The organism is Streptomonospora halophila, from assembly GCF_039542725.1.
GTDB lineage: Bacteria > Actinomycetota > Actinomycetes > Streptosporangiales > Streptosporangiaceae > Streptomonospora > Streptomonospora halophila.
Map to the genome: position 1 here is coordinate 375,025 of NZ_BAABIK010000001.1, position 26,133 is coordinate 401,157.

At 74.4% G+C, this 26,133-nt stretch carries 23 protein-coding genes and 1 riboswitch; of the genes, 11 read left to right on the forward strand and 12 right to left on the reverse strand.

Translation table 11 applies throughout. The features are described 5' to 3' along the window. Window positions 1-16: 16 nt before the first annotated feature. The 3 genes from ABEA15_RS01620 to macS all read left to right on the forward strand — a co-directional run bounded on the left by ABEA15_RS01620 (window position 17) and on the right by macS (window position 3,033). Window positions 17-784 carry an alpha/beta hydrolase gene (locus tag ABEA15_RS01620; protein ID WP_344139399.1) on the forward strand — a complete coding sequence of 256 codons (768 nt, stop codon included), beginning with the start codon at window positions 17-19 and terminating at the stop codon, window positions 782-784. After that, window positions 781-1,605, forward strand: a complete 825-nt coding sequence (locus ABEA15_RS01625) for a hypothetical protein (protein WP_345555156.1) — start codon at window positions 781-783, stop codon at window positions 1,603-1,605. The genes ABEA15_RS01620 and ABEA15_RS01625 overlap by 4 nt, the downstream gene beginning before the upstream one ends. Before the next feature lie 90 nt (window positions 1,606-1,695). Further along, on the forward strand, window positions 1,696-3,033 hold the full coding sequence (gene macS / locus ABEA15_RS01630; protein ID WP_345555157.1) for a MacS family sensor histidine kinase: 1,338 nt from the start codon (window positions 1,696-1,698) through the stop codon (window positions 3,031-3,033). A gap of 248 nt (window positions 3,034-3,281) precedes the next feature. On the opposite strand, the gene ABEA15_RS01635 is transcribed toward macS, so the two are convergent. Further along, window positions 3,282-3,884: a molybdopterin-dependent oxidoreductase gene (locus tag ABEA15_RS01635; protein ID WP_345555158.1), complete on the reverse strand. Its 603-nt coding sequence runs from the start codon at window positions 3,882-3,884 to the stop codon at window positions 3,282-3,284. 329 nt (window positions 3,885-4,213) lie between these two features. Here ABEA15_RS01635 and aroF point away from each other — a divergent pair, with 329 nt between their 5' ends. Beyond that, window positions 4,214-5,260 (forward strand): 3-deoxy-7-phosphoheptulonate synthase, encoded by a 1,047-nt coding sequence (aroF, locus tag ABEA15_RS01640; protein ID WP_344139385.1) that lies wholly within the window; start codon window positions 4,214-4,216, stop codon window positions 5,258-5,260. A gap of 102 nt (window positions 5,261-5,362) precedes the next feature. Here the strand turns inward: aroF and thiI are convergent, their stop codons facing one another. Continuing rightward, complete coding sequence (gene thiI, locus ABEA15_RS01645) at window positions 5,363-6,637, reverse strand: tRNA uracil 4-sulfurtransferase ThiI (protein ID WP_345555159.1); 1,275 nt, start codon at window positions 6,635-6,637, stop codon at window positions 5,363-5,365. Between the two features lie 243 nt (window positions 6,638-6,880). Next, on the reverse strand, window positions 6,881-7,906 hold the full coding sequence (locus ABEA15_RS01650) for a 6-phosphofructokinase (protein ID WP_344139378.1): 1,026 nt from the start codon (window positions 7,904-7,906) through the stop codon (window positions 6,881-6,883). A gap of 275 nt (window positions 7,907-8,181) precedes the next feature. Here ABEA15_RS01650 and glpK point away from each other — a divergent pair, with 275 nt between their 5' ends. Further along, complete coding sequence (gene glpK, locus ABEA15_RS01655; RefSeq protein ID WP_345555160.1) at window positions 8,182-9,660, forward strand: glycerol kinase GlpK; 1,479 nt, start codon at window positions 8,182-8,184, stop codon at window positions 9,658-9,660. A 95-nt stretch (window positions 9,661-9,755) separates the two neighbouring features. On the opposite strand, the gene ABEA15_RS01660 is transcribed toward glpK, so the two are convergent. The 5 genes from ABEA15_RS01660 to thiO all read right to left on the reverse strand — a co-directional run bounded on the left by ABEA15_RS01660 (window position 9,756) and on the right by thiO (window position 14,895). Then, window positions 9,756-10,448, reverse strand: coding sequence for a response regulator (locus ABEA15_RS01660; RefSeq protein WP_345555161.1), 693 nt, complete (start codon window positions 10,446-10,448; stop codon window positions 9,756-9,758). 61 nt (window positions 10,449-10,509) lie between these two features. Then, entirely contained in the window at window positions 10,510-12,468 is a 1,959-nt protein-coding gene (pknB, locus tag ABEA15_RS01665) for a Stk1 family PASTA domain-containing Ser/Thr kinase (protein ID WP_344139369.1), read from the reverse strand. A 162-nt stretch (window positions 12,469-12,630) separates the two neighbouring features. Next, window positions 12,631-13,377 carry a thiazole synthase gene (locus ABEA15_RS01670; RefSeq protein ID WP_345555208.1) on the reverse strand — a complete coding sequence of 249 codons (747 nt, stop codon included), beginning with the start codon at window positions 13,375-13,377 and terminating at the stop codon, window positions 12,631-12,633. Window positions 13,378-13,480: 103 nt separating this feature from the next. Continuing rightward, on the reverse strand, window positions 13,481-13,681 hold the full coding sequence (thiS, locus tag ABEA15_RS01675; protein WP_345555162.1) for a sulfur carrier protein ThiS: 201 nt from the start codon (window positions 13,679-13,681) through the stop codon (window positions 13,481-13,483). Beyond that, the gene (gene thiO, locus ABEA15_RS01680) at window positions 13,672-14,895 is read right to left on the reverse strand and encodes a glycine oxidase ThiO (RefSeq protein ID WP_345555163.1); all 1,224 of its coding nucleotides are present in this window, start codon (window positions 14,893-14,895) and stop codon (window positions 13,672-13,674) included. Before thiO ends, thiS begins: the two co-directional genes overlap by 10 nt. After that, window positions 14,892-15,005, reverse strand: a riboswitch (TPP riboswitch). (Overlaps the previous gene by 4 nt.) Before the next feature lie 264 nt (window positions 15,006-15,269). Between thiO and ABEA15_RS01685 the strand changes: the two genes are divergently transcribed. From ABEA15_RS01685 to ABEA15_RS01695, 3 genes are all read left to right on the forward strand, one after another. Further along, window positions 15,270-15,629 (forward strand): Rv2175c family DNA-binding protein, encoded by a 360-nt coding sequence (locus tag ABEA15_RS01685; protein WP_344139360.1) that lies wholly within the window; start codon window positions 15,270-15,272, stop codon window positions 15,627-15,629. Between the two features lie 100 nt (window positions 15,630-15,729). Then, window positions 15,730-16,380 carry a thiamine phosphate synthase gene (gene thiE, locus ABEA15_RS01690; protein ID WP_344139357.1) on the forward strand — a complete coding sequence of 217 codons (651 nt, stop codon included), beginning with the start codon at window positions 15,730-15,732 and terminating at the stop codon, window positions 16,378-16,380. A gap of 144 nt (window positions 16,381-16,524) precedes the next feature. Further along, window positions 16,525-18,150 (forward strand): long-chain fatty acid--CoA ligase, encoded by a 1,626-nt coding sequence (locus ABEA15_RS01695; RefSeq protein WP_345555164.1) that lies wholly within the window; start codon window positions 16,525-16,527, stop codon window positions 18,148-18,150. Window positions 18,151-18,619: 469 nt separating this feature from the next. Here the strand turns inward: ABEA15_RS01695 and ABEA15_RS01700 are convergent, their stop codons facing one another. Both ABEA15_RS01700 and ABEA15_RS01705 read right to left on the reverse strand, forming a co-directional pair. Next, complete coding sequence (locus tag ABEA15_RS01700; RefSeq protein ID WP_345555165.1) at window positions 18,620-19,927, reverse strand: DUF418 domain-containing protein; 1,308 nt, start codon at window positions 19,925-19,927, stop codon at window positions 18,620-18,622. 197 nt (window positions 19,928-20,124) lie between these two features. Next, complete coding sequence (locus tag ABEA15_RS01705; RefSeq protein ID WP_345555166.1) at window positions 20,125-21,195, reverse strand: polyprenyl synthetase family protein; 1,071 nt, start codon at window positions 21,193-21,195, stop codon at window positions 20,125-20,127. Between the two features lie 261 nt (window positions 21,196-21,456). On the opposite strand from ABEA15_RS01705, the gene metF reads away from it, so the two are divergent. Then, window positions 21,457-22,410 carry a methylenetetrahydrofolate reductase [NAD(P)H] gene (gene metF / locus ABEA15_RS01710; RefSeq protein ID WP_344139345.1) on the forward strand — a complete coding sequence of 318 codons (954 nt, stop codon included), beginning with the start codon at window positions 21,457-21,459 and terminating at the stop codon, window positions 22,408-22,410. Here metF and ABEA15_RS01715 read toward each other — a convergent pair. After that, on the reverse strand, window positions 22,328-22,873 hold the full coding sequence (locus ABEA15_RS01715) for a GNAT family N-acetyltransferase (RefSeq protein WP_345555209.1): 546 nt from the start codon (window positions 22,871-22,873) through the stop codon (window positions 22,328-22,330). The genes metF and ABEA15_RS01715 overlap by 83 nt on opposite strands. Window positions 22,874-23,499: 626 nt before the next feature. Further along, a complete protein-coding gene (gene bldD, locus ABEA15_RS01720; RefSeq protein ID WP_017591133.1) occupies window positions 23,500-23,994 on the reverse strand; it encodes a transcriptional regulator BldD in 495 nt (164 codons plus the stop codon). A gap of 520 nt (window positions 23,995-24,514) precedes the next feature. On the opposite strand from bldD, the gene pyrR reads away from it, so the two are divergent. Both pyrR and ABEA15_RS01730 read left to right on the forward strand, forming a co-directional pair. Further along, window positions 24,515-25,189, forward strand: a complete 675-nt coding sequence (pyrR, locus tag ABEA15_RS01725; RefSeq protein WP_425579346.1) for a bifunctional pyr operon transcriptional regulator/uracil phosphoribosyltransferase PyrR — start codon at window positions 24,515-24,517, stop codon at window positions 25,187-25,189. Continuing rightward, complete coding sequence (locus ABEA15_RS01730; RefSeq protein ID WP_345555167.1) at window positions 25,189-26,097, forward strand: aspartate carbamoyltransferase catalytic subunit; 909 nt, start codon at window positions 25,189-25,191, stop codon at window positions 26,095-26,097. Before pyrR ends, ABEA15_RS01730 begins: the two co-directional genes overlap by 1 nt. Window positions 26,098-26,133 lie beyond the last annotated feature (36 nt).

A 26,133-nucleotide genomic window follows, 5' to 3' on the forward strand; every position in this document is an offset into this window, starting at 1 on the left:
CTCAGGAGGGCCCTCCATGCCGACGATGCCGGGTGCCGAGCCCTACCGCCGATCCGGCGACGGCGTCGGCGTGCTGCTGTGCCACGGCTTCACCGGGACGCCCCGCGCCCTGCGCCCCTGGGCCGAGCACCTGGCCGAGGCCGGGCTGGCCGTCGACGTCCCGCTGCTGCCCGGCCACGGCACCAGCTGGCAGGAGATGGCCAAGACCACGAGCACGCAGTGGGTGGAGGCCGTGGAGTCCGCGCTGCTGCGGATGCACGGGATCTGCCACACCGTCTTCGTCATGGGTTTGTCGATGGGCGGCTGCCTGGCGCTGCGCATGGCCGAACTGCACCCCGACAAGGTGCGCGGCGTGGTCGTGGTGAACCCGTCGCTGGCGCTGGAGAACCGCCTGCTGCTGGTGGCCCGGCTGCTGGCCCCCCTGGTGCCCACCACCGCCGCGGTGGGTGAGGACGTCAAGAAGCCCGGCGCCGGCGAGGGGTCCTACGAGAGGGTCCCCACCGCCGCGGCGGCGACACTCCCGAGGCTGTGGCGCGCCACGAAGCGCGACCTGCCGGCCGTCACCGCGCCGGTTCTCGCCTACCGGAGTCCCCAGGATCATGTCGTGGGGCCGCAGAGTCTGCGTATCCTCACAAGTAGGGCGGTGAACGCGCCGCTGCGCGTCCACTCCCTGGACAACAGCTACCACGTGGCCACACTCGACCACGACGCCTCAACCATCTTCGACGGCAGCCTCGCGTTCGTGCGCGAGCACAGCAGAAGCGGGGAAGGGACGAAGCGATGACTCATCGCCGGGGCAACGGTCTGCTCGCCGACACCTACGTCCCGCTCATCGTGCTCCCCACCGCCCTGGCCGACCAGATGCTCGACGCGCTGCGCGAGTCCGGCATCGCGGCCTACGCGGTGCAGCTGGACGACGGGCTGCTCGACGACTCCGGCGCGGTGGAGGAACCGCCGACCGACCACCTCTACGTCGACGCCCACGAGCGGGCCACCGCCGAGGAGATCCTGCGCGACCAGCTTCCGGACCTGGAGTACCGGGGCCTCGAACCGGGCGGCGCCGAGACCGCCGAGGGCCCCCGCCGGCAGACGCGGGTGGAGCCCGAGCCCGGTGCGGGGGCGGGGGCCGCGGCGGCGGCCGCCGATGACGACGTGTGGGCCGATCTCGTCGCGCGCTTCTACGACACACCTTCCGCGTCCGAGGCCGCCTGGCCCGACGCCGAGAACCTCGCCGCCGGCGAGCGCCCCGCCTCCCCGGACCCCGATCCCGACGACGCCGCCGAGGACGCCGACGACGAGGAGGCCGGCGGCGCACCGGCCGCCCGCGTGGTCCGCCCGGCCGACCCCGCGGACGACCGCGAGCACTTCGTGCCGCCCCCGCCGCCGCCCCTTCCCCGGGGCGACCTCACCAGCCGGCTGTCCTGGGCCGGGCTCTTCGGCGGCCCGCTGCTGCTGCTGGGCTCGATGCTGCTGGGGATGTCGCTGCCCGGCTGGCTGGCGTTTCTGGCGGTGGCCGCCTTCATCGCGGGATTCGTCGTGCTGGTGGTCCGCATGGGCGACCGCCCGCCCGGCGACAACGGCCCCGACGACGGCGCCGTGGTCTGACCCCGCCGCGCCGCCGCACGCGGCCCGCCGCCGTGCGCGTCCCGGCGCCGCGGCGCCCTCCCGTTCCCCGGCCGGCAGGACCCTGAGCTGATGACCCCCGAATCCCCCGACCTCACCCGCGCGGCGGCCGGCGCCGCGCCCCCTTCCGGGACCGCTTCCGCGCCTTCCGGCTCCCCGACCGCCGCCCCCGGGACCGCGGGCGCCGGAGCGGGCACCGCGGCGAGCGGCCGCGGCGACGGGCGGCCCAGCGGGCCGACCGGGCTCTCCACGCCCCTGTGGCGCGCCATCGCGGTCTTCCGCGCGGCGTCGGTGGGCTACGCCGTGTTCCTGATGGTGCAGTACCTCGACCTGCTCGCACGGCCGTGGGCGGCGTGGGGCGTCCTCTGCGCCATGGCCGCGTGGACCGCCGCATCGGCCGTCCTCTATGCCCGACCGCACCGCCGCACCCGCCTCCTGCTGGCCGCCGACCTCACCGTCGCCTTCGGCTGCCTGGCGGCCACGGCCCTGGCGGTCGAACCCGGCTACCTGCGCATGGCCCCGCCGCTGACGACCACCTGGTTCGGCGGCGCCGTCCTCGCCGCCGCCGTGCTGGCCGGACGGCGCGTGGCGCTGGGCGCGGCGCTGGCGCACGGCGTCGTCGACATCGCGGTGCGGACCGCGATGGGCCTGACCATCACGGCCGCGGTACCGCGCGGCGTCGTGCTGCTGCTCCTGGCCGGCTACTCGGTGGGCTACCTGGCGACCTACGCCGCGGCGGCCGAGCGCCGCTTCGCCGAAGCCGTCGAGCTGGAGGCGCGCACGCGCGAGCGCGAACGGCTGGGCCGCTCCATCCACGACTCCGTGCTCCAGGTCCTCGCGATGGTGCAGCGGCGCGGGGCGGAGGCGGGCGGCGAGGCGGCCGAGCTCGGCCGCCTCGCGGGCGAGCAGGAGGCGCGGCTGCGTGCGCTGATCGCCGGCAGGCACGGCGCGGGCCCGGCGGACGGTCCCGCAGGGGGAGCGGACGGCGGCGCGGCCCCCTCCGCCGCGCCGGGGGACGCCCCGCCGACCGCCGACCTGGCGGGCCTGCTCGACGCGCACGCCGGCGCCCGGGTGACGCTCTCGGCGCCGGCGACCGAGGTCGCCGTGGAGGCCCGGGCGGCCCGCGAGATCGACGCCGCCGTCCGCGAGGCGCTGAGCAACGTCGAACGCCACTGCCCGCCCGGGACCCGGGCCTGGGTCCTGCTGGAGGACGAGGGCGGCACGGTCACGGTCACAATCCGCGACGAGGGCCCCGGAATCGAGCCGTACCGCCTCGACGAGGCCGCCGCCGAGGGCCGCCTTGGTCTCGCCCAGTCGATCCGCGGCCGCATCGCCGACCTCGGCGGCACCGCCGAGATCACCGCGGCCCCCGGCCAGGGCACCGAGATCGAGTTGCGCGTGCCGCGCTAGGTGTGATGTCCCGGCACGTCGGTAACAGCCGACACGCCTCGAACAGCGGTTGCATGAGAAAAGGGCCTGCTGGTCCCGGTGTGGATTGCGGACATCTGCACCGAGGCTCAGGAGGCCTACGTGCGGCCACCGCAACGCCCCGCCGGTTCCCACCGGGCGCCTGCGACCGGGCCGGGCTGCGCGCCGCACTGGACCGCTGGTTCGGTCCGGTGGCCGCACCCGCTTAGCACGGCCGGGGATCGGGGCGGCTACGCCGGCGGCGGTCCGTCGCCGGGCTCCTCCTGGTAGGAGTAGCGCTGCTCCTTCCAGGGGTCGGCGCGGTTGTGGTAGCCGCGCTCCTCCCAGAAACCGCGGCGGTCGGCGGCGAGGTACTCCACCGCGCGCACCCACTTCACGCTCTTCCACCCGTACAGGTGCGGCACGACCAGCCGCACCGGATGGCCGTACTCGGGCGCGAGGCGCTCGCCGCCGCGGTGGGTGGCCAGCAGCACGTCGGGGGCGAGGAAGTCGTCCAGGCGCATGTTGGCGCTGTAGCCGTACTCGGCCCACACCATCACGTGCGTGACGGCGGGCGCGGGCGGAGCCAGCTCCACCAGGGCCGCTGTCGAGACGCCGCTCCAGCGCACGGCGGGCAGGGTGAACCTGGTCACGCAGTGGAAGTCGGCGACGGCCGCCACACGCGGCAGCGCGTCGAACTCGGGCCAGGTCCACCGGTACTCGCCCAGCGACTCGGTGAAACCGTAGACCCGCAGGTCCCATCTGTGCGCACGGAACCGCGGCACCGGGCCGTAGTGCAGGGCGGGTCGGCCGCGTGGCACGTGCTGCCCCGGCGGCAGCGGCTGATCCGACAATCGCTCTCCTTCGCGCGTTCTTCGCCATCCTGCCAGTGCCGGGCGGCGGCGCGCTCGGCCCCTCCGCCCGTTCGGAGCGGGCCGGGGTATGCGCTATAGTCGCTTCCATGCAGCAGAGCTTTTGGCGCTTTTATGGCTACCGGCCCACGGCTAGGACGGTCGCCCGCCAAGCGCTGCGCTGAGACGGACGACCAGAGGAGCCCCGGGCCGGAAGCGGCCCGGGGCTCCTCTGCTGCCCGGCCCCTTCCGCCCCGCCGCTCCCGGCCCGTCCGGCCGACAACTCCACCGCGTCCGGGAACGGACACCGAAGTGCCGAAGGGACAACGCACATGGTCATCGTCATGGGACCTGGGGCCACACGCGAACATATCGACAACCTCGTCGACCTCGTCGCAAACGCGGGAGGCGAGGCCTACGTGACCCGCGGAGTCAGCCGCACCATCATCGGCCTGGTCGGCGACGTACGGCAGTTCGAGACCCTGGACCTGCGCGCCATGCCCGGTGTGAGCGACGTCCTGCGCATCAGCGTCCCCTACAAGCTCGTCAGCAGCGAGCACCATCCGGGCCGCTCCACGGTGCGGGTCGCCGGCGTCCCCGTCGGCGGCGACAACATGACCGTCATCGCCGGCCCGTGCGCCGTCGAGACCCCCGACCAGACGCTGGAGGCCGCGCGCATGGCCCGCGCGGCCGGGGCCTCGCTGCTGCGCGGCGGCGCCTACAAGCCCCGCACCTCCCCTTACGCCTTCCAGGGGCTGGGCGAGACCGGCCTGAAGATCCTCGCCGACGTGCGCGCCGAGACCGGGCTGCCGATCGTGACCGAGGTGGTCGACGCCGGCGACGTGGACCTGGTCGCCGGCTACGCCGACATGTTGCAGATCGGCACCCGCAACATGCAGAACTTCGCGCTGCTGCAGGCGGCGGGCGAGGCCGGCCGCCCGGTGCTGCTCAAGCGCGGCATGAACGCCACCATCGAGGAGTGGCTGATGGCCGCCGAGTACATCGCCCAGCGCGGCAACCTCGACATCGTGCTGTGCGAGCGGGGCATCCGCACCTTCGAGAAGGCCACCCGCAACACCCTCGACATCAGCGCGGTGCCGGTGGCCCAGAGCCTGTCGCACCTGCCGGTGATCGTGGACCCGTCCCACTCGGGCGGCAAGCGCGAGCTGGTCCTGCCGCTGTCGCGCGCGGCGATCGCGGCCGGCGCCGACGGGGTCATCGTCGACGTGCACCCCGCGCCCGAGACCGCGCTGTGCGACGGCCCCCAGGCCCTGTTCGGCGACGACATCGGCGAGCTGGCCGGGATCGCGGCCACCCTCGCACCGCTGGTGGGCCGCACCCTCACCGCCGCGCCGGCGCCGACCGCGGCCGGCGTGTAGCGGAGGCCGGACGCACCGGGGTTGTCCCGTCCGGCGGTCTCCGCGGAGACCGCCGGACCGGCGCCGTCAGGCGGCGGGTCGGGCGGCCGGCAGCGCGGCCCTTCAGACCTCGGCGGGCGCCGCGTCGCCCAGGAAGCTGGGGCGGTGCAGCTGCTTGACCGTGAGCAGGTGCTCGGCCAGCTCCTCGGCGTCCAGGCGCTTCTCGATCTGGCGCAGGTCGGGGATCTTGGCGGCGGTCTCGACCTGGCGCGGCGTGAGCAGCGTGCAGCAGTCCTCGTCGGGCAGTTCCGAGATCGACAGCGTGCCGATCCGCCGCGCCTGGTCCATGATCTCGGTCTTGTCCATGCCGATCAGCGGCCGCAGTATCGGCAGGTCCACGGAGTCGTCCAGCGCCGTCAGATTGGTCATGGTCTGGCTGGAGACCTGGCCCAGCGCGTCGCCGGTGACAAGCGCCTCGGCGTTGAGGTCGTCGGCCAGCGCCTCGGCGGTCTTGAGCATCAGCCGCCGCTGGGCGATGATCTGCAGCCGCTCGGCGCCGGAGGACTTCAGCTGCTGCTGCGCCTTGCCGAAGGGCACGACGAACAGCCGCGAGCCCACCTGGTACCGGTCCAGCTGGCGCACCAGGCTGTAGGCCTTGTAGATCGACTCCGGCCCGGTGAAGGGCATGCCCGAGAAGTGCAGGAAGTCGACTTTCAGGCCGCGGCGCATCATCCGGTGCGCGGCGACCGGCGAGTCGATCCCGCCCGACATCAGGACCAGCGCGCGCCCGCTCATGCCCACCGGAAGACCGCCCTGGCCGGGGATGCCGTCGGTGAAGACGAACACCTCGTCCTTGTCGACCTCGATGGAGACCGTGTTCCGCGGGTGCTTGAGGTCGACCGGCAGGCCGTGGGCCTGCTGCACGGCCGCGCCCACGTGCGCGGCGAGCTGCGAGGAGGTCAGCGGGAACCGCTTGTCGCGGCGGCGGGCCCGCACGGCGAAGGCGCCGCTGCGGTCGGCCAGCGCCTGCACCGCGGTGGCGGTGACCGCGTCGAGGTCCTTGGGCACCCGGCGCACCAGGTGCACCCACACCACGCCCATCACGTTGCGCATCCGCTCGCCCAGTTCGGCGACCTCGATGTCGGAGGCGCCGGGCATGCGGACGATGACGACCCCCGAGCCGCGCCGGGTCAGCCGGATCGGGCTCAGGCCGCGCGCGGACGCGCGGATGTTGTTGTGCAGGCGGCGCTCGAACAGGCTGCGGTTGCTGCCCTTGAGTACGATCTCGCCGAGCTTCATCAGCACGCACAGCTCGTGCGGTCCGGACGCCGACCGCTCCGGGACGGCGGCCTGGGCCTCGCGTCCTTCGACGGCCTCGGGCTCGGACATGACGGCCATGACAGCGGCTCCCAGATGTCTCGACGGGTGAGGGGAGGGCGGAGGCCGTTCCCCCGCCGCTTCCAGTATCGGACATCGCAACGACCGGACGCGACGGAGGATTCCCGCGCACGCGGCCGCAGCGGCGCCCGGGGTGTCCGAAACGCCGACGGCGCGCCCCGGCCGCGGTACCCGGCGCAAGCCGGGCGGGGCGGGGCGCGCCGCGGAGCGGTGGGCGGTCGGTGCGCCGCCGCGGTGCGCCGGTCAGCCGAAGAAGACCTCGGCCTCTTCGAAGCGCTCGGCCGGCACGGTCTTGAGCTTGTCGGTGGCCGCCGACAGGTCGACCCGCACGATGTCGGTGCCCTGCAGCCCGACCATCTTGCCGTAGTCCTGGTCGTGGACGGCTTCGATGGCGTTCACGCCCAGCCGGGTGGCCAGCACGCGGTCGAAGGCCGAGGGGGTGCCGCCGCGCTGCACGTGGCCCAGGACGACCGAGCGGGCCTCCTTGCCGGTGCGCGACTCGATCTCCTCGGAGAGGCGCTGGCCGATGCCGCCGAGGCGGACGTGGCCGAAGGCGTCCTTCTCGCCGGCGGAGAGCTCCATCTGGCCGTCCTTGGGGTGGGCGCCCTCGGCGACGACGAGGATGGGCGCGTAGTTGGTCTCGAACCGGCTCTCGACGTGCGCCACGACCTCGTCGATGTCGAAGGGGCGCTCGGGGATGAGGATGACGTTGGCGCCGGCGGCCATGCCCGAGTGCAGCGCGATCCAGCCGGCGTGGCGGCCCATGACCTCCACGACCAGAGCGCGGTGGTGGGACTCGGCGGTGGTGTGCAGCCGGTCGACCGCCTCGGTGGCGATGTTGACGGCCGTGTCGAAGCCGAAGGTGTAGTCGGTGGCGTTGAGGTCGTTGTCGATGGTCTTGGGCACGCCCACGACGTTGACGCCGCGGTCGGTCAGCTGCGTGGCCACCCCCAGGGTGTCCTCGCCGCCGATGGCCACCAGGGCGTCGATTCCCAGCTCGGCCATGTTCTCCTTGACCCGCTCGACGCCGCCCTCGATCTTCATGAGGTTGGTGCGCGAGGAACCCAGGATCGTGCCGCCGCGCGGCAGGATCCCGCTGACGGCCGCCCGGTCCAGGGCCATGGTCGCGCCCTCAAGCGGCCCGCGCCAGCCGTCCCGGAACCCGACGAACTCGTAGCCGTAGTCCTTGATGCCCTTGCGGACCACTGCGCGGATGACCGCGTTCAGCCCCGGGCAGTCGCCGCCACCGGTCAGCACCCCGACTCGCATGCGTGCACTCCTCGAATTCCTGTGGACAACCTGACCGCCCCTGCCGGCGCGGGCGCCGTTCGGGCGGTGCGGACCGCAGGGCGACAGCGGTCGTCCGCCGTCACGCCAGGGGCCACAATGTGACCGGTGCCACGGAAGGCGCGCGCCGAGCGTTGGAAGCCGCCTGCCGGGGGGTAAGTCCCCCGGATGGCGGATCGGAGCCGGGGCGGCGCCTTCAGTCCCGCACCGTCCGCATGGTCTAGACCATAGTCGCCCAACGTGCTGGAGGCCAACCCATGTCCGTCCTCGCGCTCGATGCCGGCACCACCGGCGTGACCGCACTCGTCGTCGACGACAACGGCGGTGTTCTCGCCCGCGGCTACCAGGAGTTCGCCCAGCATTACCCCGAGACCGGCTGGGTCGAGCACGTTCCCGAGGAGATCTGGCAGGCGACCCTGGCCGCGTGCCAGACGGCCCTGGACGCCACCGACAGCGTGCCCACCTGCGTGGGCATCACCAACCAGCGCGAGACGGCGGTGCTGTGGCACCGCAAACGCGGCAGCTCGCCGCGCAGAGCCGTCGTCTGGCAGGACCGCCGCACCGCGGGCATCTGCGCCGAGCTGCGCGAGGCCGGGCACGAGGGCCGCGTGACCGACGTCACCGGCCTGCGGCTGGACCCCTACTTCACCGGCACGAAGCTCACCTGGATCAGCCGCAACGACCAGCGGGCCTGGAGCGGCGTGGAGTCCGGCGAGACCGTCGTGGGCACCGTCGACTCCTACGTCATCAGCCGGATGACCGCCGGGGCCCGGCACGTCACCGACGCCTCCAACGCCTCCCGCACCCTGCTCTACGACATCCACCGCGGCGAGTGGTCGCAGGAGATGTGCGACCTGCTCGGCGTGCCGCTCTCGGCGCTGCCCGAGGTCGTGCCCTCCTACGGGGTCGTCGGCGAGACCGATCCCCAGGAGTTCCTCGGCCTGCGGATTCCCATCGCCGGGATCGCCGGCGACCAGCAGGCCGCCATGTTCGGCCAGAACTGCTACACCCCGGGCACCTCCAAGTGCACCTACGGCACCGGCTCCTTCGTGCTGGTCAACACCGGCCAGCAGCCGGTGGCGCCCGACCACGGCCTGCTCAGCACCGTGCTGTGGCAGCACCCCGACGGCCGGCTCGACTACGCCCTGGAAGGCTCGATCTTCGTCACCGGCGCGGCCGTGCAGTGGCTGCGCGACGGGTTGGGCCTCATCGACAGCGCGCCGCAGTCCGAAGGGCTGGCCGCCAGCGTGCCCGACTCCGGCGGCGTGGTGTTCGTCCCGGCGCTGACCGGCCTGGGGGCGCCCGACTGGGACCCTCACGCCCGCGGCGCCATCTTCGGCATCACCCGCGGCACCCAGCGCGCCCACATCGCCCGCGCCACCCTGGATGCGATCGCCTTCGAGGTCCGCGACGTGGTCGAGTCCATGGCCGCCGCCTCCGGCACCCGGCTGCCGGAGCTGCGGGTGGACGGCGGCGCCTCCACCAACGACCTGCTCTGCCGCATCCAGGCCGACCAGCTCCAGGTCAGCGTGGCCCGGCCCGAGGTGCAGGAGACCACTGCGCTGGGCGCCGCGTTCCTCGCGGGACTGGCCACCGGCGTGTGGTCCTCCACCGACGAGCTCGCGCGCACCTGGCACCTGGACCGCCGCTTCGAGCCCGGCGACCGCGACGACGCCGCCCACCGGCGCTGGCGCACCGCCGTCGAGCGCTCCAAAGGCTGGGCCGAGCTCCGCTGAAGCCCCGCCCGCGCGGGCCCGCGCAGGCACCGCCCGTGCGGCCGCACTCGCGCGGCGCCGCGGGCGCCGGCGGGCGCGCCGCGCGGCGCCCGGGCTCACTCGTCGCCGTCGAGCCCCCGGTCGATCGCATAGCGCGCCAACTCGACGCGGTTGTGCAGGTGCAGTTTGCTCAGCGTGTTCTGCACGTGGTTCTGCACGGTGCGGTGGGACAGGGTCAGGCGCTCGGCGATCTGCTTGTAGCCCAGCCCCTTGGCCACCAGCCGCAGCACCTCGGTCTCGCGCGGGGTCAGCGACGGCGCCGCGGGCTCGCCGGCCGGCTCCGGCTCGGCGGCCATCCGGCGGTACTCGCCCAGCACCAGCCCGGCGAGGCCGGGGGTGTAGACCGCCTCGCCGGCGTGCACCCGGCGTACGGCCTCCAGCAGCTCCTCGCGCTGGGCCGACTTCACCAGGTAGCCGGTGGCGCCGGCCTTGACCGCCTCCAGGACGTCGGCCTGCTCGCCGCTGGCCGAGAGCACCAGCACGCGCGGCGGCTCGCCGCCGGCCAGCAGGCGGCGCGTGACCTCCACGCCCCCGATGTCGGGCAGCTGCAGGTCGACCACCGCGACCGTGGGCCGGGCCGCCGGGGCCACGCGCACGGCCTTGGCGCCGTCGCCCGCGGTCGCCACCACCGCGAAACCGGCCTCGGCCAGGTCGCGCGCCACCGCGTCGCGCCACATGGGATGGTCGTCGACGACCATGACGCGGACCGCGCGCCCCTCCGCCGACTCCGCCTCTGCCCGGTCGATCATGGGGCGACTCTAACGGAGCCTCCGCGGCGGCCGCGGCCCTCGGCGGGAGGCGGTGGTGCGGTCAGTCGTCACCGCCGTCGCCGTCGCCGCCCTGGCCGTTGCCGTGGCCCGGCGGCCTGCCGCCGCCACCGCCGGTGTCGAACGGGCTGGCGACCAGCTCGATCTCGGTGTCCTTCTCGGCCTCGCCCTGCGGGCTGTAGCTGGTGACCGTGTCGCCGCCGAAGATCCTGGTGACCTTCACCTTGAAGCCCAGCTCCTCCAGCTTCTTCTTCGCGTCGTTCACGTTCCATCCGGTCACATCGGGGATCCCGATCGCCGCGGGCCCCGAGGACACGGTGATCGTGACGGTGTCGCCGGAGCTCACGGTCTCGCCGCCGGGCGGGTCCTGCGATACGACCTCGCCCTCGGGGACGTCCTCGCTGGGCTCCTCGGTCACCGAGACCTGCAGCCCGGCGTCCTGCAGCGCCGTCTCCGCCTGGTCCTGCTGCATCCCCTCGACCTGGGGGACCTCGAACCCCGCGCTGACGGACAGGGTGACCGGCTCCTCGCGGTCGGCGTCGGTGCCCGCCTCGGGGTCGGTGCTGATGACCGTCCCCGCCGGCTGGTCCTGGGACTCGGTCTCCTGCTCCACGACCTCGGCGAAGCCCTGGTCCTCCAGCGCGGCCCGCGCGTCCCCGGCGCTCTGGCCCACCAGGTCGGGCATCTCGACGGTCTGCGGCCCCTTCGACAAGAAGAGCTTGACCGTGTCGCCGGGGAGGATGCGCTCACCCACCGCGGGCTCCAGCTTGGCGACGGAGCCGGCCGACTCCTCGGAGTAGACGCGCTTGTCGGAGGTCTCGATCTGCACCGGGATGTCGCCCAGCACCGCGCGGGCGCCGGACTCGTGCATGCCGACGACCTCGGGCACGGGCTCGTACCTGCCGACCAAGAACCACCAGCCGAACACCAGGAGCACCACCGCGAGCACGCCCGCGACGATCATCATCGGGTAGCTGCGGTAGTCCAGCCGCAGGCGGGAGCGCCGCCCCCGCCCGCCGCGGAACGCCGGTGCGGCCTCCTCCCCGGCCGGCCCGCCGGTCTCGACGACGAGGGTGTCGTTGGACCCGTCCGAAGCCGGGGGCGGCGCGGCGGTGTGACCGCCGTGGGCCGCCTCGGCCGCCCCGGCGGCCGGCAGCGCCGACTTGGTGTTGAGCACCAGGGCCAGGTACTGGCCGGCGTCGCCGGGCCGGTAGCTGGGGTCGCGCTCGGTGGCGCGGGTGACCAGGGTGTCGATCTGGGGCGGCAGCCCGGGGACGGCGCGCGAGGGCCGCGGCACGTCCTCGTTGACGTGCTGGTAGGCGATCGAGATGGGGGTGTCGCCGGTGTGCGGCTGCGCGCCGGTCAGCAGCTCGTAGAGCATGATGCCGGCCGCGTAGACGTCGGTGCGCGCGTCCGCGGCGCCGCGCTCGATCTGCTCGGGCGCCAGGTAGGCGGCGGTACCCATCACGGTGCCGGTCTTGGTGGTGGCCTGCTGGGAGGACTCCACCGCCCGCGCCAGGCCGAAGTCGGCGACCTTGACGCGGCCGTCCTCGGTGAGCAGCACGTTCTCGGGCTTCACGTCGCGGTGGACCAGTCCGGCCTGGTGGGCGGCGCCCAGCGCCGCCAGCACCGGCGAGATGACCTCGACCGCGTCCGAGGGCGACAGGCGCCCGCGCGCGTTGAGCATGTCGCGCAGTGTCCGCCCCGGCACGTACTCCATGGCCAGGTAGACGTGGCCCTGGTCGGTGCCCTGGTCGTAGACCTGCACCACGTTGGGGTGGGAGAGCTTGGCCACCGAGTGCGCCTCGTTGATGAAGCGGCGCACGAAGGAGGGGTCCTGAGCCAAGGAGGGGTGCATGACCTTGCAGGCCAGTCGCCGGTCCAGCCGCGTGTCGTGCGCGACGTAGACCGTGGCCATGCCTCCGCTGGCCACCCGTGCCTCGACGTGGTAGCGCTGATCGAGTGTCGTGCCCACCAGAGGGTCGGCAGTCGTCATGTCCACACCCGGGAGTGTAAGGCGTCGTGCGTGCGGGGGTGGCGCCTGCGGTGGTCCGCGGCCCGACCGCGACCGGGCACAAGCCCCTGAACTGGGCGGACTGCGCGGCCGAGGGTGAGACCGGACACGCGGGCCGTCCGGGCGCCGCCGGACGGTCCGCTGTGGATCCTAGTCCACGGCCGGGGAGGACGCCCGGGCGTAGCGCCGAACGGGGATGCGCCCGGCGCGTCGGGCGGCGCGGCCGGCGCTCACGGCGTCGCGCATGGCGGCGGCCATCAGTACCGGGTCCTGGGCGCGGGTGACCGCGGTGGCCAGCATGACCGCGTCGCATCCCAGCTCCATGGCCAGGGCGGCCTCGCTGGCGGTGCCGATGCCGGCGTCGATCACCACCGGGACCCCCGCCTGCTCCACGATCAGCTCGATGTTGTGCGGGTTGCGGATGCCCAGGCCGGAGCCGATGGGGGCGCCCAGCGGCATGACCGCGGCGCAGCCGACCTGCTCCAGCCGGCGCGCGAGGACCGGGTCGTCGTTGGTGTAGGGCAGGACGGTGAACCCCTCGTCGACCAGGCGCTCGGCCGCGTCGAGCAGCTCGACCGGGTCGGGCAGCAGGGTGCGCTCGTCGGCGACGACCTCCAGCTTGACCCAGTCGGTCTCCAGTGCCTCGCGGGCCAGGCGGGCGGTGCGCAGCGCGTCGCCGGCGGTGTAGCAGCCGGCGGTGTTGGGCAGCGGCCGGATGCCGTTGCGCCGCAGCACGTCCCACACCGTTCCTTCGGCGCCGGGGGAGACCCGGCGCAGCGCGACGGTGGTCAGCTCGGTGCCCGAGGCGGCCAGGGCGTCCTCCAGGACGCGCAGCGAGGGCGCGCCGCCGGTTCCGGTGATGAGCCGGGAGGTGAACGAGCGCCCGGCGATGACCAGCGGGTCCTCGCCGGACTCCGCGCCGGGGTGCGGCCGGTCCTCGCGGCCGGTGCCGGGAGCTCCGGCGGCCTCCGGGCTCGCCGGGGTGTGCGTATGGGTCACGTCAGCCTCCTTGGACCGCGGTGAGCACGTCGACGCGGTCGTCCTCGCCGACCTCGGTGGTGGCCCAGCCCGCCTTGGGCACGACCTCGTCGTTGAGCGCGACGGCGATGCCGGCGGGCCGGTGCGTCAGAGAGCGCACGACCTCCTCCACGGTGGTCCGGGGTGGGACCGCGCGGCGCTCGCCGTTGATGATCACATCCACTGGTCCTGCTCGCCTCCCTCGGTGCGGCCGCCGTCCGCGGCGGCGGGGAGACCGCCGGCGGCGCGGGTGGCGGCGAACCGGCGCGCGTAGTCGGGAAGCGCGCCGGTGGTCAGAGCCTGGGCCATGGCGTCACCGGTGGCCGGGGCGAGCAGCACCCCGTGCCGGAAGTGGCCGGCGGCCAGGTGCAGCCCGGGGACCGCGGTGGGGCCCAGCAGCGGTTCGTTGTCGGGGGAGCCGGGGCGCAGCCCCACACAGGTCTCGGCGACCTCCAGCTCGCTGACGCCGGGCACCAGCTCGTGGGCGTCGCGCAGCACCTGCCACAGGCCGCCGGCGGTCAGGCGGGTGTCGAAGCCCTGCTCCTCCTGGGTGGCGCCGAGCACGATCTCGCCGGAGCCGCGCGGTACCAGGTACACGGGCGATCCCTTGACCAGGCCGCGCACGGTGCGGGTGACGATCGGGTCCTCGCCCTCGGGCGTGCGCAGGCGCAGCAGCTGGCCCTTCACCGGGCGCAGCGGCGGCACCACGCCCTCGGGGACCCCCTCGATCGCCGGGGTGCCCACCCCGGCGGCCAGCACGACCTGCCCCGCGGAGACCTCGTTGCCGGAGTCGAGTACGACCCCCCGGGCGCGGCCGCCGTCGAGGACCAGTCGGCCCGCGCGGTCGCGCACGCCCACGGCGCCCCGCCGCTCGGCGGCGGCGCGCATCGCCTCCAGCAGTGCGCGCGGGTCCACGGAGTGGTCGTCGGCCGCCAGGTATCCGCCGCGCACCGACGGCGCCAGCATGGGCTCCAGCCTGCGGCACTCGCGCCCGGTGAGCCGCTCGGTGGACAGGCCCAGGCGCTCCCGCAGCTCGCCGAGGTGGCCGAGCCGGGCCATGTCGTCGGTGTCGAAGGCGACCTGCAGGGTGCCCTCGGCGCGGTAGCCCGCATCCAGCCCGCTGTCCTCCTCAAGTTCGGCGACGAAGGAGGGGTAGCGGTCGCGGGAGAGGACGGCGAGGCGCATCAGCGCCTCCTCGCCGTAGGAGGCCTCGGTGGCGGGGGTGAGCATGCCGGCGGCCACGGTCGAGGCGGAGCCTTCGACCGGTTCGGCCACCACGGTCACGCTCAGCCCGGCGCGGGCGGCACGCCAAGCGGTGGCCAGCCCGACGAGCCCGCCGCCGACGACGACCACGTCGGCGGTGCGCTGCGAGGCGGAGAGGTCGGTCGCTGCACACACGGTCCTGCTGCCACTTCCTTCGCCGGTATGACCCGGATCAGGTTCATGCGGTCGGAGGCGGCCAGCCTCCCTCTCAGCCGGGTCCCGCCCCGGCTCCCGCGGGTGTTCTCGTCCGCACCCATTCTAGGGCCCGGCCCGCCGGGGTGTCCCGGGCGGAGCGGCGCTCCTCCCGGCGGACCGGGCCGGGGCGTGTTCGACGGATCCGTCCACGACTCGGACGCGTGGGTGCGCCCCGTGGTCGGGGCGTGCAGCGCTGTTCCGGAGCGGGGCGCTGCGCAGGAGGACAGCGACCCGCCGAACACGCGCCCTACGCCCTGAGCGATACGCCGCCGCAGCGGAGTTTGGCACGGGGGCGGGTGTGGCACATTGGCAGCGTGAACGAGAACGACAGCGACATCGACGCCCTCGTCGGTGAATGGATGACACTGAAGGACGCGGCGCAGGAGCTGAACGTCAGCCCGAACCGGGTCAAGCAGTTCATCGCCGACCACAAGCTGCTGGGCGTGCGGCGCGGCGGCGAGCTCTGCGTCCCGGCCGCGTTCATCTCCCGCGGCGACGTCGTCAAGGGTCTGCCCGGCACGCTCACCGTCCTGGCCGACTCCGGGTTCAGCACCGAAGAGGCGCTGGAGTGGATGTTCACCCCTGACGACACGCTGCCGGGAGCGCCCATCGAGGCGCTGAGCGACAACCGCGGCACCGAGGTCCGCCGCCGCGCGCAGGCCATGGCCTTCTGACCGCGCCCTGAGCCGGAGGCGTCCGCCCCCGCCGGGGCGGCCCGCCCCGGCGGAGGAGGGCGCGCGCGGGCGCCCGGCCCGCGGCGGTTACCCTGGCCCGGTGAACGCGAGCCTGCGAGAGCGCCTGGACCGGGCGCGCCTCTACCTGTGCACCGACGCCCGCGCCGACCGGGGCGACCTCGCCGAGTTCCTCGACGCCGCGCTGGCCGGCGGCGTCGACATCGTCCAGCTGCGCGACAAGTCCCTGGAGGCCCGAGGGGAGCTCGCCGCGCTGGAGACCGTGCGGGCCGCCTGCGAGCGCCACGGGGCCCTGATGTCGGTCAACGACCGCGCCGACATCGCCCTGGCGGCGGGCGCCGACGTGCTGCACCTGGGCCAGGAGGACCTGCCTGTGGCCCACGCGCGCGCCGTCGTCGGCGCCGGTCCGTTGATCGGCCGCTCCAACAGCGACGCGGCGATGGCGGCCGCCTCCGACCAGGAGGAGGGCGTCGACTACTTCTGCGTGGGTCCGACCTGGACCACGCCTACAAAGCCGGGCCGGGCCGCCGCCGGGCTGGAGCTGGTGGAGCGCACCGCTGCGATGGCCCCGCAGCGCCCCTGGTTCGCCATCGGCGGCATCGACCTGGCCAACCTCGACCGCGTGGTGGCGGCCGGCGCCCGGCGCGTGGTCGTCGTGCGCGCCATCACCGGCGCCGAGGACCCGCGCGCCGCGGCGGAGGAGCTCGCGCGCAGGCTCGCCGCCGCGGGCTGAACGCGCCCGTGCCCCCTCCGGCGGGCGCACCCTTTGCCTAACACCGTCAGGTAACGATGTGCCCGGCATGCTTTCCCGCGTGCCCCGCCCCTTCTAGCGTCGGTGACACGAATCACGTCCGTACTGCGTGAAGGGTGAGGGCGAATGCGCAGCACCATGCAGGACGTCCCGCTGTCCGTCGGCGACCTCGTCCGCTACGGCACCTCGGTGCACAGCCGGGCCCGCATCACCACCTGGACCGGCGGCGAGCCCCGCCGCGCCACCCTCGGCGAGGTCGGCGCGCGCGCCGCCCGCCTGGCCCACGCGCTGCGCGGGCTCGGGGTCGCCGGAGACGAGCGCGTGGCCACATTCCAGTGGAACAACCAGGAGCACCTGGAGGCCTACCTCGCCGTCCCGGCCATGGGCGCGGTGCTGCACACGCTCAACATCCGGCTGCACGCCGACCAGGTCGCCTACATCGCCGACCACGCCGAGGACCGCGTCGTCATCGTCGACGCCTCCCTCGTCCCGGTGTTCGCGCCGGTCCTGCCGCGGCTGCGCACCGTGCGCCACGTGATCGTCGCCGGAGGGGAGCCCGGCGGCCTCGCCGCCGAGGGCGTGGAGGTGCACTCCTACGAGGACCTGCTCGCCCAACGGCCCGACACCTTCGACTGGCCCGAGATCGACGAGCGCGACGCCGCCGCGATGTGCTACACCTCCGGCACGACCGGGGCGCCCAAGGGCGTCGCCTACAGCCACCGGTCGATGTACCTGCACTCCATGCAGGTGTGCATGACCGACGGCATGGCCGTCGCCCAGGGTGACACCGTGCTCGCCGTCGTGCCCATGTTCCACGCCATGAGCTGGGGCCTGCCCTTCGCCGCGCTCATGGTGGGCGCCTCGCTGGTGCTGCCCGACCGCTTCCTGCAGCCGGGCCCGCTGGCCGACATGATCCAGGCCGAGCGCCCGACCATCGCGGCGGCCGTGCCCACCATCTGGCACGGGCTGCTGGAGGAGCTGGAGGCGGCGCCGCGCGACGTGTCCTCGCTGCACAGCGTCATCGTGGGCGGAGCGGCCTGCCCGCCCTCGCTCATGGAGCGCTTCGAGGAGCGCTACGGGGTGCCCATGCTGCACGCCTGGGGGATGACCGAGACCTCCCCGCTGGGCAGCTTCGCGCGCCCGCCCGCCGAGGCCGCCGGCAGCGAGCGCCGCGCCTACCGCCTCAGCCAGGGGCGCCTGCCGGCTTCGGTGCGGGGCCGGCTCATCGGCCCCGACGGCGCGCCGGTGCCGCACGACGGCGCCTCCGTCGGCGAGCTGGAGGTGCGCGGGCCCTGGGTGACCGGCTCCTACTACGGCGGAGAGGACCCGGAGAAGTTCCACGACGGCTGGCTGCGCACCGGCGACGTCGGCTCCCTGACCCCGGACGGCTTCCTGCGGCTCACCGACCGCGCCAAGGACGTCATCAAGACCGGCGGCGAGTGGATCTCCTCGGTCGAGCTGGAGAACTCCGTCATGGCCCACCCGGACGTGGCCGAAGCGGCCGTCGTGGCCGTGGCCGACCCCAAGTGGGACGAGCGCCCGCTGGTCGCCGTCGTCCTCCGGGACGGCGCGGCCGCCGGCGCCCCGGAGCTGCGGGAGTTCCTGGCCGAGAAGATGGCGCGCTGGCAGCTGCCGGAGTTCTGGACCTTCGTGGCGGAGGTGCCCAAGACCAGCGTCGGCAAGTTCGACAAGAAGACCCTGCGCTCCCGGCACGCCTCGGGCGAGCTCGAGGTCGTCGACACGCGCGAGTGACCGCTCGCGGCGCCTCTCCGGCGCCGGCGCGGGTCGGACCGGCGCGCGGTGCAGCGCGCCGGGGCGGGTGCGCAGGCAGCCCTCGACGGACCGGGCGGGCCCTCCGGTCAGCTCGGGCACGGCGGGCGGGACCGCGTCCGGTCCGCCCGCGGCGATCGCGGCGCAGGCGTCGGCGCCGACCCGGGTGCCGGCTCCGGATCCGTCCCGTTCCCCCGGCCGCGCCGATCGCCTCGGGCCCGGTGAGGTCGCAAACGCTCCCGTCGTGCCCGGGCCCGCCGGTGAGCACGGCCACCGCCGCCTCGGCCGCGTCCTCGCGCGAGACCCGCGCCAGGCGGCCCTGCCCGGCGGGCCCGCGGATGAGCCCGTTCCTCCCGGCTTTCCGCGCTTCCTCAAGGAGCGCGTACTGCGCCGGTCCGGGCGCGCGGTCGCCGACCCCGGGACGGCGCGGCCGCGGGCGTTCGCGCGCCTCTCAGCGTGTCGCGGTGCCGGACCCGCCGGACGGGTCTGCGCCGGGCCCGCTGCCGCCGCCGTCCGCGCCGCCGCTTCGGGCCGCGGGACCGTAGCTCAGCCGGCGCAGCAGCACCTCGGCCGGCCCGGGAAGGTCGGCCCGCTCCAGCGCGTAGGCGCCGATCAGCGTGACCAGCCACACGCCCGCGGCGAACAGGGCCGTGGCCGCGCTGCCGAAGTGCGCGCCGAGCCCCAGCCCCCACGCGGCCAGCAGCGGCGCGCACAGCACCGACTGGGCCAGGTAGCAGGACAGGGAGCGCTTGCCGACCGCGATGACGGCGACGGTGCCCGGTCCGGGGCGCGCCCGGCGGCTCACGGCGCGGCCGACCAGGGCGAACAGCGCCACGTAGCCCGCCCCGCCGAGCACGCCGCTCAGCTGCCGCACGCCGCTGAGCGCCGCGGTGACGGCGCCGTTCGCCGGAACGAGGCCGACGTGGGCCAGCGCCTCGGGCAGCGCCGACGCCCAGGCGAGGCCGATCCCCACCGCGGCGGCGGCGACGAGCAGGCGCAGGTGCCGGTCGGTGCGCTCCAGTGCCCGGTGGCGGCCCAGGACCAGGCCCAGCGCCATCATGGCGGGCATCACCAGGGTCAGGGCCTGCAGCGGCGCCAGGAGCGCCCAGGCCGCCAGCCGGTCGGCGACGGAAGCGAGGTAGTCCTCCTCGCTGAAGGAGGACCGCAGGATGCCGGACATGTCCGCTCCCGTCCCGCCGACGGCGCCGGAGGGGGCCAGCGCGGCCAGGGCGGCGCCGACCGCGCTGAACACCCACAACACGAGGGTCAGCCCGACGAGGACCGCCGCCGTCCACCGCATCGCGCGCTCGGGGCGGCGCAGCAGCAGCCCGCCCAGGACGAGCCCCAGCAGCCCGTAGGCGGCCAGGACGTCGCCGAGGAACAGCAGCGCCGCGTGCGCGAAGCCGAGCACCAGCAGCCACAGGTTGCGGCGGCGCACCACCGCGGCCGCGTCCCGCGGCGAGGCGCCCGCCGCGCACTGGCGGTCGTAGATGCGCACCAGCCCGTAGCCGAACAGGCACGCGAACATCGGGTAGACGCGTCCGTCCACGGCCAGGATCATCACGAACTGCACGGCGCGGTCGGCGGCCGACCCGTCGACAGGGTGGGTCCCCAGCGGCGACTGCCGGGAGCCGTAGAGGTACAGCGGGGTGTTGGCCAGCGCGATCAGCAGGAGCATGAACCCGCGGGCCAGGTCCGGGGCCGGAGCCCGCTCCGCCGGGCGCAGCGGTCCGCGTCGGGGGGCCGGTGTGGCGTCCACGATGGTGCCTCCAAGCGCGGGCAGGCCGCCGCAGGACGTGCTTTCCCTTCAGCGTGCCCGATGCGGCCGCCCGGTGCGACCGCCCGAGGGACGGGACGCCGCTCCGCTTCGGGGCGGAGGCGCGGTGCCCCGCGGGAGGAGGCCCGCACCGGGCGGGCCCCGCCCCGCCCGGCCCCCGCCCGCGGCGGCGCGGCCCGTCAGTGCTTGCGGGCGGTGGCGGCGACCACGAGGTCGGCCAGGGCCGAGCGTGCCGAGCCGTCGAGCAGGCCGCTCTCCAGCGCCGTGCCGGCCTGCTCGACGTAGTCGTCGATGCGGCGCTCGCAGGCCGCGAGCGCCCCGCAGTCCTCGGCCACGCCGCGCATCCACTCCACCGCGTCGGTGTCCAGCCCGGGGTCCCCCAGGCGCCGGAGGAACCCGGCGCGGTCGGCCGCGCCCGCGCGCTCCAGCGTCTCGGCCACGATCAGCGTGCGCTTGCCCTCGCGCAGGTCGTCGCCTGCCGGCTTGCCGGTCTGCTCGGGGTCGCCGAAGACCCCCAGGACGTCGTCGCGCAGCTGGAAGGCCACGCCCAGCGGCAGCCCGTAGGCCGTGTAGACGGGGGAGAGGTCCTCGTGGCGGCCCGCCAGCGCCGCCCCCAGGTGCAGCGGGCGCTCGACGGTGTACTTGGCGGCCTTGTAGTGCATGACCCGCAGCGTCGCCTCGACGGCGCCGCCGCCGCGCACCTGCTCCAGCATGTCCAGGTACTGCCCGGCCATCACCTCGGTGCGCATCGCGTCGAAGGGCGTGCGCCCGGCCCGCAGCGCCTCCAGCTCCAGGCCGCTGGCCTGGTAGAGGTCCTCGCTCCAGGCCAGGCACAGGTCGCCGATGAGGATCGCCGCGCCGCGGCCGAAGTCCGCGGCCGACCCGCTCCAGCCCGAGCGCTCGTGCAGCTCCTCCAGGCGCTTGTGGGTGGCGGGCAGGCCGCGGCGGGTGTCGCTGTTGTCGATCACGTCGTCGTGGATGAGCGCGCAGGCCTGCAGGAACTCCAGCGACGCCGCGGCGGCGTGGATGCCCGGCACGTCGGCGCCGCCCGCACCGCGCCAGCCCCAGTAGCAGAACGCCGGACGCAGCCGCTTGCCGCCGGCGAGCATGGCCTCCAGCGCGTCGACGGCCGGCGCCAGCTCGGAGCCGATCTCCAGCAGCTGGGCGCGCCGCCGGGCGACGAACCGGGCGATCTCGCTGTCGACGGCCGAGCGCACGAAGGAGACCGGAGAGGAGGCGGAGAAGGTCATGGGCTGCACATTATCGGTTGGTATGGGGTTCCCCGCCTGATGGCCGGGGTCCGCGCGCCGGGGCATCGGCGGCGCGGCGGCGGGTCCGCTTCTCGCCGCCCCGGTGCCGCCCCGGTGCCGCCGCGGCGGCGGTGCCGAACGGTCCGCGGCCGGGGGCCTCGCGGGCACCCGAGGCCGTTCTGCGGGTGTTCGTGCAGGTGAAGCGGGTAGTGGGTACCCACCCTCCCGGTGCGGGACAGGGCTTCGCCTAAGGTGGAACGCATGGTTGGGTCATCGACACGCAACGGGAGCGCGCCGGCCGCAGCGTCGCGGCCGCGCGACATCCGCGAACTGCTCAAGGCCGGCGAACCGACATTCTCCTTCGAGTTCTTCCCACCGAAGACGGACGAAGGACTGCGCAAGCTCTGGCGGGTGATCCGCCAGATCGAGGCGCTGCAGCCGTCGTTCATCTCGGTGACGTACGGCGCCGGCGGCGGTACACGGGATCTCACCGTCGAGATCACCGAGCAGGTCGCCACTGACACGACACTGCTCCCCGTCGCCCACATGACGGCCGTGAACCACTCCGTGCGCGAGCTGCGCCACCTCATCGGCCGCTTCGCCGGGGTGGGGGTGAACAACCTCCTCGCGCTGCGCGGCGACCCCCCGGGCGACCCGCTCGGCGAGTGGGTCAAGCACCCCGAAGGGCTGGAGTACGCGGAGGATCTGGTCCGGCTCCTCAAGGAGACCGGCGACTTCAGCGTCGGCGTCGCCGCGTTCCCCTACAAGCACCCCCGCTCTCCCGACATCGAGTCCGACACGAGGTACCTCGTGCAGAAGTGCCGCGCGGGCGCCGACTACGCCATCACCCAGATGTTCTTCGACGCCGAGGACTACCTGCGGCTGCGCGACCGGGTGGCGGCCGCGGGCTGCGACACCCCGATCATCCCCGAGATCATGCCGGTGGTGAAGCACTCCACCATCGGGATGTCCGAGCAGCTCTCCGGCGCGCCGTTCCCGCGCCACCTCGCCGAGGAGTTCGACAAGGTCGCCGACGACCCCGAGGCGGTGCGCAAGCTGGGAATCGAGCAGGCGCAGCGCATGTGCGAGCGGCTGCTGGACGAGGGTGCTCCCGGCATCCACTTCATCACGTTCAACCAGTCCACTGCCACACGGGAGATCTACGAGCAGGTCGCCTCCGACCGCCTCCCGGCAATGGCAGGGGCGCGGCCATGATCGTGAAGGGCCGATGAGGGCTGCCGGGGAAGTGGAACTCCGGTAGGACGTCGACGAACCCGCACGAGCGGTAGAGGCCCCGGGCGGCCGTCCGGCCGGCCGGGGTCGACAGGACGGCGGTGCGCTCCCTGCGCGCCGCCGTCAGTGTTTCCAGCAGGCTGCGGCCGATGCCGCGCCCCTGGTGGGCGGGCAGTACGTGCAGCTCGGCGACCTCGAAGGAGTCGGTGAACCAGCGCCGCTCGGCGCCGGGGTCGTGCTCGCGCAGCTCGGCGGTGACGATGTCGTGCCACCACTGCCCGCTGCCGCCGCGGAAGCCGTAGGCGAACCCGGCCGCGCCCCCGCCCTCCCGGGGCAGCGCGCTCACCGAGCGGAACCGGGGGTAGCGGGCGTGCTCGCGCATGATGGAGCGGCGCCCGGGGAGCTGCTCGCGGGGCGGGTCCATCGCGGCCGTGTAGATCTCCATCAGGGCCGGCAGAGCGTGCAGGAAGGCCGGAGCGGCCAGCTCCCACAGCTCGATCTCGGTGGTGCGCACAGGGCCACGGTAGACGACCGGCGTCCGCGCGCGGCGCTGTTGACGGAGGCCGCCGGGGTGCGCTTAACTGTCCATGTTCGTACTTCTGTTCGACTGGCGCCTCGGACGAGGCCCCGTCGGGTCGTCCGGAAGCTACGTTCACCCCGTGCTTGCGGCCCATCTGTCCGGTCGGGCGCGCGGGCGCGGGAAAGCGGCCGGGCGGGGGGAGGGGAAGCCTCTTGCCCGGCCGCGCCCCCTCCGGTCATCCGGGTCGGCGCGCTCCGGGTGCCCGCTCCGCACACCGACGGCCGCGTCCCCGCTGCGCGAGTGCAGCGGGGACGCGGCCGTCGTCGTCTCGGCGCGGCGAACCGCGCGGTCCCGAGGAGCACGGGGACACGGGGAAGCGCGGGACCGGTCCGCGAGGCGCTCGGCGGCATGCCCGCGGCGCGGCGGGGCGGCGCGTCCGCGGCCCGGGGGAGTGGGCGCGGGACGCGCGCCTCGGCCGGCGCGCGCGGTGGGCGCGCGCCGCGGTCTGCCGGTCCGTCTCAGGCCTCTGCCGGAAGGCCTGCCCGAGCCCGCTAGAACGCGTCGACCGCGCGGCGGGCCTCGGGGTCGAGGACGCCCCAGTTGATCAGCTCCTCGGTGAGGTCGCCGGGCGAGCGGTCGTAGATGACCGCCAGCGAACGCAGGTCCTCCTGGCGGATGGACAGCACGCGCCCGTTGTAGTCGCCGCGCTGGCTCTGGATGGTGGCCACATAGCGTGCGAGCGGCCCGGCCTTCTCCTGGGGCAGCTGCTGCATGCGCTCCAGGTCGATCACCAGCTTGGGTGTGGGGCCCAGCGGCGTCGGCGCGGCGCCGCCCGGCAGCAGCTCGGACATGGGCACGCCGTAGAAGTCGGCGAGCTCGGCGAGCTTCTGGACGGTCACGGCGCGGTCACCGCGCTCGTAGGAGCCCACGACGACGGCCTTCCAGCGGCCGTGGGACTTCTCCTCCACTCCGTGCAGGGAGAGCCCCTGCTGGGTGCGGATGGCGCGCAGCCGCGCACCTAGGGACTTGGCGTATTCGGATGGCATCTTCTTCGTCGCTCCCCGGCCGTGAAAGTGGCTGGTGTGGGCGGTAGGGCCCCGAGTCCGCCATGGGCGACCGCGCCCGGCCGAAGGCGCCCGTGGGCTCCTGCCGCAGGGCCCGGACGGAGCGGTCCCGCCCGAGATTGGTTACGGACAGTGACGGTAGGGCTGTTCGGTTGCCAGGTCAAGCCGTTGGGTGGAAATGCGACGATTCAGTGGCCAAACCGTGTGTAAGTGAGAGGGCTCTCATTCCGGGACTGATCGGGACACCGTATCCACCCCGGGTGCGCGGAAAGCCCGTTGGCGTGGGGATTCTGGAGATCCGTCCGGTGTGTGCACCGTGTGTGGCATCCCCTTCGCCGGACAATGGTGCACTATGTCAAGATTGGTGACTGTGACGAGAGTCACATTTTTCGCCGAGTGTCGTCGACCCGCCGCCCGGAGTGCTCTACCTCCGCTGATAGCGTGAAGGCGTTCGACATCCTTTAACCGCCTGTCCCGTGAGGCAGGGAAGGGGGTCACTACTGTGTGTGCGCACCAGCGTGCCGAACGTGATTCGGACGCATCCGCGGGCGGAGCCGCCGATCCGCTCGGATCCGGCTCGCGCGTCCCAGCGGCCGCGCGGACCGTCCTGAACGGCCCCGAGATCCAGCGGGCGCTGACCCGCATCGCCCACGAGATCCTGGAACGCACCAAGGGCGGCGCCGACGTCACCCTGCTGGGCATCCCCTCGCGCGGCGTCCCGCTGGCCGAGCGGCTGGCCGAGCGCATCGAGCGCGTCGAGGGCCGCACCGTCCCCCGGGGCTCGCTGGACATCACCATGTACCGCGACGACCTGCGGCTGGCGCCCGCCCGCGCACTGGGCCGGACCGATATCCCGCCCGAAGGCACCGACGGCCGCCAGGTGGTCCTGGTCGACGACGTCCTGTTCTCCGGGCGCACCGTGCGCGCCGCCCTGGACGCCCTCAACGACCTCGGCCGCCCCCGCGCGGTGCAGTTGGCGATCCTCGTCGACCGCGGCCACCGCGAGCTGCCCGTCCGCGCCGACTACGTCGGCAAGAATCTCCCCACCTCGCTGCGCGAGAACGTCACGGTGCAGCTGGAGGAGTACGACGGGACCGATGCCGTTCTGCTGGGCCCGGCGGAGCGGCCCCGTCCCGGCGGCCGGAGCCACGAGGGGCACGAGGGGGTGGAGGCCTGATGCGCCACCTGCTGTCCGCCGGCGACCTCTCCCGCGACGAGGCGCTGCTGGTGCTCGACACCGCCGCCGAGCTCGCCCAGGTCAGCGGCCGCTCGGTGAAGAAGCTGCCCACCCTGCGCGGGCGCACCGTGGTCAACCTCTTCTACGAGGACTCCACCCGCACCCGCACGTCCTTCGAGCTCGCCGCCAAGCGCCTCTCGGCCGACGTCGTCAACTTCTCCGCCAAGGGCTCCAGCGTCTCCAAGGGCGAGAGCCTCAAGGATACCGCGCTGACGCTGCAGGCCATGGGCGCCGACGGCGTCGTCGTGCGCCACAGCGCCTCGGGGGCCGCCCACCGGCTGGCCGAGTGGGTCGACGGCGCCGTGCTCAACGCCGGCGACGGCACCCACGAGCACCCCACCCAGGCGCTGCTGGACGTCTACACCATGCGCGAGCGCCTGGGCCGCCTCGACGGGCTGCGCGTGGCGGTCGTCGGCGACATCCTGCACAGCCGGGTGGCCAGGTCCAACGTGCTGCTGCTGCACACGCTGGGCGCCGAGGTCACCCTGGTCGCACCGCCCACCCTGGTTCCGGTGTCGGTGCACACCTGGCCCTGCTCGGTCTCCTACGACCTCGACGCCGTGCTGCCCAAGAGCGACGTGGTGATGCTGCTGCGGGTGCAGGCCGAGCGCATGCACGACGCGTTCTTCCCCACCGCGCGCGAGTACAGCCGCCGCTACGGGCTCGACGGCGAGCGCTTCGCCCGTATGCAGGACGACGCCATCGTCATGCACCCCGGCCCCATGGTCCGCGGCATGGAGATCTCGGCCGAGGTCGCCGACTCCCCCCGCAGCACCGTCAACGAGCAGGTCGCCAACGGCGTCAGCGTGCGCATGGCCGTGCTCTACCTGCTCCTGGGCGGCTCCTAGCGCGCACCGCCCCGGCCCCGCCGCGCCCGCCTGCTC

What these genes read in the sequence shown, in the direction of transcription:
- ABEA15_RS01650 (WP_344139378.1), bottom strand. Translation starts at nt 7,906, where the DNA reads ATGCGAGTCGGGGTGCTGACCGGTGGCGGCGACTGCCCGGGGCTGAAC.
- ABEA15_RS01705 (WP_345555166.1), bottom strand. Translation starts at nt 21,195, where the DNA reads ATGACCTTCTCCGCCTCCTCTCCGGTCTCCTTCGTGCGCTCGGCCGTC.
- ABEA15_RS01730 (WP_345555167.1), top strand. Translation starts at nt 25,189, where the DNA reads ATGCGCCACCTGCTGTCCGCCGGCGACCTCTCCCGCGACGAGGCGCTG.
- thiI (WP_345555159.1), bottom strand. Translation starts at nt 6,637, where the DNA reads ATGGCCGTCATGTCCGAGCCCGAGGCCGTCGAAGGACGCGAGGCCCAG.
- aroF (WP_344139385.1), top strand. Translation starts at nt 4,214, where the DNA reads ATGGTCATCGTCATGGGACCTGGGGCCACACGCGAACATATCGACAAC.
- metF (WP_344139345.1), top strand. Translation starts at nt 21,457, where the DNA reads ATGGTTGGGTCATCGACACGCAACGGGAGCGCGCCGGCCGCAGCGTCG.
- bldD (WP_017591133.1), bottom strand. Translation starts at nt 23,994, where the DNA reads ATGCCATCCGAATACGCCAAGTCCCTAGGTGCGCGGCTGCGCGCCATC.
- ABEA15_RS01660 (WP_345555161.1), bottom strand. Translation starts at nt 10,448, where the DNA reads ATGATCGACCGGGCAGAGGCGGAGTCGGCGGAGGGGCGCGCGGTCCGC.
- ABEA15_RS01625 (WP_345555156.1), top strand. Translation starts at nt 781, where the DNA reads ATGACTCATCGCCGGGGCAACGGTCTGCTCGCCGACACCTACGTCCCG.
- ABEA15_RS01620 (WP_344139399.1), top strand. Translation starts at nt 17, where the DNA reads ATGCCGACGATGCCGGGTGCCGAGCCCTACCGCCGATCCGGCGACGGC.
- glpK (WP_345555160.1), top strand. Translation starts at nt 8,182, where the DNA reads ATGTCCGTCCTCGCGCTCGATGCCGGCACCACCGGCGTGACCGCACTC.
- macS (WP_345555157.1), top strand. Translation starts at nt 1,696, where the DNA reads ATGACCCCCGAATCCCCCGACCTCACCCGCGCGGCGGCCGGCGCCGCG.
- ABEA15_RS01695 (WP_345555164.1), top strand. Translation starts at nt 16,525, where the DNA reads ATGCGCAGCACCATGCAGGACGTCCCGCTGTCCGTCGGCGACCTCGTC.
- ABEA15_RS01715 (WP_345555209.1), bottom strand. Translation starts at nt 22,873, where the DNA reads ATGGAGATCTACACGGCCGCGATGGACCCGCCCCGCGAGCAGCTCCCC.